Consider the following 4,318-nt stretch of genomic DNA (forward strand, 5'->3'; position numbering starts at 1 on the left):
CGCCCCGGGAGGGTGTCGCAAAAGTCTTTTCGAACCACAGAGGACACAGAGCGCACAGAGAAAGGCACCGGCTAATTCTCTGCGTTCTCTGTGCCCTCTGTGGTTTAAACTTCACAGACTGGCAGCTGATGCCACCGCTTTTACGACACCCGCCCCAGGGACGGGGCAGGCAGCGAACCGCATCTTTTGGACGGCGGCGTGCCCAACAAATCATTTAAATATTAACCACTACCCCATTGCTATGGAAACAAATCCTGCAATACCGTTTCATCTATGAGTTTCTGGTAATCAGGCAACGACTTACTCTTGAACTCATCGCTATTGTCGATAATCCAATTACCTTCATCGCGCATCGCCGATACCAATTCCGGCGTCATACTCAGCTCGACCTTGTATTCACCCCAGAGTGAATCCAGGAGCTTTGCATCGATATCCATCGCTTTGGCGATGATCCCGACCGATTCCTGTCGGTTTTCTCTAATATAGCGCTCGGCCTCTTTGAGTGCGGAGAGGAAACGGTTCACCTGGTCGGGATTTTCGGTCAGGAACCCTTCCTTGACGGCGATGATGGCATATCCGCGATAGATACCTCCATTGGTGAAGTTGACCGCATTGTCTCCTAATTGTTGGTTGAGCTTGTGCCGATAGGGTTGCCATACACTACCGGCATCGATATCACCGTTATTGAGGGCAGCAACAATCGCCGGAGGGGACAGATCGACAATATTGACTCGTGCCGGATCGATACCATTGACCTTCAGAAATTTAAAGGCATACATCTGCGCACTGGTGCCGTGGGTAACGCCGAGAAGTTTACCCCTCATGTCAGCGGCGACATTAATGTTGCTATCCCTTCTCGCGACAATGGCATCGTCGAGTTTTTCCTGGTTGATCGCAATAACCTTTATCCCCAAATCGGGTTGAAACGCGGCAACGGCAAGGGTAGCCTCGACAATAACGCCGAAATCGATCTCGCCTCGCATCACCGCGTCAAGCGTCATCTTTCCGGTTTGCAGGTACGAAAAGCCGGCTTGGAGTTGGTGTTTTTCGAAGAGACGCTTGTTCTGGGCGATAATGGGCAGCATAGCGATATTTTTCGGACCACCCCATTTTATGGCCTGGCTATCGGAGGGAGCACCGTTTTCTGAGCTGCAACCGATTAAACCGGCTATGATACCAGCTACCAACAGGGCTGTTAGGATCGCTCGGAGCTCGGATAAGAAATACATAGCTAGAGGCCTGTAGTTGAGTTGATCTCGGTATGACGGCATCCGATTCCTATTTATGACTGTTTGGTCAGCTTTTCCATATGACGAAAAGATCCCGCAGCGGAATGTAGCACTCCGGAAGTGCTTGAGCAAACATCCGAACCCCAGTGCAGGGGCCATATCGGGCAATTGGCGAGCAGCCTGATGTGCATTCCCAGTTTCTGCCTGATCCCATCCCACCCGATGTCATCACGCGTCTGCCGAAGGCCGCGCACCACACCCTCGGTCGGCTTCACGTAACCCTGAGATTTTATCGTCAGCGGCTCATTGTCAAGGCTGGAATCCTGCGCTCGTTCCCACGCTCCAGCGTGGGAACGCCGTTGTGTCCGCTCCAGCGGACTCAGCTCCTCGGTGCTAATAGGCGTTGGCGGTTAGCCTACCGAGGCGCTTAATCGACGCTGGAGCCTGGGGAGCCAGCCGAAAATTTACCACTACCCGGCTGGTTTTGTTGCTTGTCATTTCGAGCGCAGCGAGAAATCTTATGCGCCAGGCACTTTTACCAAGCCGGAAGATCCCTCGCTAGGCTCGGGATGACAGCCCCCTGCGGTCGAGATGACATATGGTACTCTGACCTGACAGCTAACCATTTGATCGACTCTAGAGTCCGCCGGGCGGACCTTCCAAAAGTCAACACGACCCGGTTCTGGGCAGAGGCTCAGTTTAAAAATTTTATGCTTGGCCGCTCACTTTCCGGCCCATTTAACGCCACGACGCAATGGCGCCAAGATGCAAAGATTCTTTGTTCTTTCTTTGCGTCTTGGCGTCCTTGCGTCCTTGCGTTTTTTCGCGAACTGAGCCACTACCCGGTTCCGATCTGCAAGCTCGGCAGGCATAATTCGGACTTAAGTGAATGCCACCGAGGACTGTCCATGCCCAACTTCGATGTCTTCCTATCCCACAACAGCAGCGACAAACCCACCGTCCGGGCGCTCAAGCAGGCCCTGACCGAGCAGGGGCTCAAGTGTTGGCTCGATGAGGAGCAGCTGCGTCCCGGACTGTCATGGCAGGATCTGCTGGAGCAAGCTATCAAGACCTGCGGCAGTGTGGCGGTCTGTATCGCCGCCGATGGCCTGGGCCCCTGGCAAGACCAGGAGATGCAGGCTGCCCTGCGCCTTGCCGTCAAGGACGGCTGCCCGATTATCCCGGTCCTGCTGCCAGAGGCCCCGTCAAAGCCCGAGCTGCCCCTGTTTTTGGGCAACCGTATCTGGGTCGATCTGCGCGGGGAACTCGATGCGGAGGGTATCGACAGGCTGATCTGGGGCATCACCGGCAAAAAGCCGGGTGAAGACACCAGTGCCCAGTCATATATTCCCGGCGGCCGTGAGATCCTGACACCGACTGATGTCCGGTTTTTGGACGAGATCTTCGAGCACCTTTACACCTCTCCGACCCTGATCCTGCTCGCCCAGGAAAACCAAGAGCGGCACGCTGTCCTGGAGGTCCTGCGTGAGCGCGCGCAGGACCGTTTCGATGCGGACCAGACCCTGTATCTGGTCCCGCCGCGCAATCCTGACGCTGACGAGGCCGAGTTCTTCCACGTCCTGGGCAGACGTGCCGGGATGAATCCACCCGCCGAGAGCGCCTTAGCGTTCGAGGACTACCTGGACCAGCGGCTCATCGGCGGCGAGCGGCTGTTCCTGCTCGTCGCCGGCCTCAGCAAATGCTCCAATATCGGACGCCGGCGACTCGCGAGTGGCCTGCGCGGCCTATCCGATGCCCACGATGATGCCTTGCGTATGGTGCTGGTCGGGGGTGAGGGGCTGGCCGAGCTCAAACATGCCCAGGGCGATCTGTCTCTCTTGAGTCATGCCGAGCCCCTGGACTGGCCCGAGCTCAATACCGGCGATCTGATGGAACTTGCCCGGCAGGGCCGTCCCCCCTTGGATCTGACGCCGGAGGGAGCCTGGGACATGCTTGAGGTCACCGGCGGCCATCCACGCCTGATCCAAGAGACCCTGCGTTGCCGCGCCAAGGGCGCGCCGCCCGAGGCCTGTATCCGGAACTTGGCGAGTTCCAAGCAGATCGAGTCCCAATTCATCACACTCACCCGGACCTGGGAAGACGCCCAACGGATTGCCGATTGGCTCGGGCAGGACGATCTGGGACCCTGCCGCGGCTGGATCTCAGACCCCCTGCTGCGCCGGCTCTACTGGAAGAATTTGCTGCGGGCCAAGGGGTTGGTCGGATCAGAACGCCTGGTCTGGCGCTGCCAGGCAATCATCGACGCGGGACGGCGGGTGTTGGGAGCTGTCCCGTGACGCTGGAGTCTGTGAGCCGGATGATGTACCCGGCACCCGCTCTGAGCCGGTGGGCACAACCCACCCTACAGGTCTTTTCTCGTTCCCACGCGCCGCGTGGGAACGCGGAAGCTCCGCGCCGCGGAGTGTTTCGGAGACCCGATGAGCCTTAGCAGCACGCTAGTGGTGGGCACAGCCCACCCGACGTGATCATCGATGCGGGGCGGCGGGTGTTGGGGGGCAGCTATCAGTTATCAGAGGGCAGTTATCAGTCCAAAGTCTGACAACTGACAACTGCCCCCTGGAAATGATGCGGTTCGCGTGCCCGGCGGGATGCGGCCGTCCCTGGCCTGTCCCGCCCTACGGGGCTGGCGCTGTCCGGCAATCATCGATGCGGGGCGGCGGGTGTTGGGATGGAGATAGCCCCGTAGGAGGATGTTGCCAAAGCCCCTCTCCCGGTCTCTGGTTCCCACGCAGCGCATGGGAACAAGAAAATGTCGGCGATCCCGGGGGCCGACAAGATGTCGGCGGTCCCAGAAGCCGACAGAATGTCGGTGGTCCCAGGGGCCGACAGAATGTCGTCGGTCCCAGGGGTCGACAAAGTGTCGTCGGTTCCGGGGACGCTGGGGCCGCCGTCTTTCAGACGGCTTACGCACCCAATCACTAGCTGTCGGCAACGGTCAGCGCAGACGCCTTCCGGGCCGCACCGGATAACGCCGGACCGCCGGCAGGTTCGGTTCCCGTGTATACGCAATGGTGAACACCGGCCTGATGCTCTCCGTGGCACGGAGCTTCCACGTTCCCACGCAGCGC

At 58.7% G+C, this 4,318-nt stretch carries 2 protein-coding genes; one reads left to right on the forward strand and one right to left on the reverse strand.

All coding sequences use genetic code 11. The annotated features are described in order from the left end of the window. Positions 1-239: 239 nt before the first annotated feature. Positions 240-1,229, reverse strand: a complete 990-nt coding sequence (locus E1958_RS19215) for an ABC transporter substrate-binding protein (RefSeq protein WP_166664705.1) — start codon at positions 1,227-1,229, stop codon at positions 240-242. A 908-nt stretch (positions 1,230-2,137) separates the two neighbouring features. Here E1958_RS19215 and E1958_RS19225 point away from each other — a divergent pair. Continuing rightward, positions 2,138-3,526 (forward strand): toll/interleukin-1 receptor domain-containing protein, encoded by a 1,389-nt coding sequence (locus tag E1958_RS19225; RefSeq protein WP_165742084.1) that lies wholly within the window; start codon positions 2,138-2,140, stop codon positions 3,524-3,526. Positions 3,527-4,318: the final 792 nt, after the last annotated feature.

Source organism: Candidatus Thiosymbion oneisti, from assembly GCF_004359955.1.
GTDB lineage: Bacteria > Pseudomonadota > Gammaproteobacteria > Chromatiales > Chromatiaceae > Thiosymbion > Thiosymbion oneisti.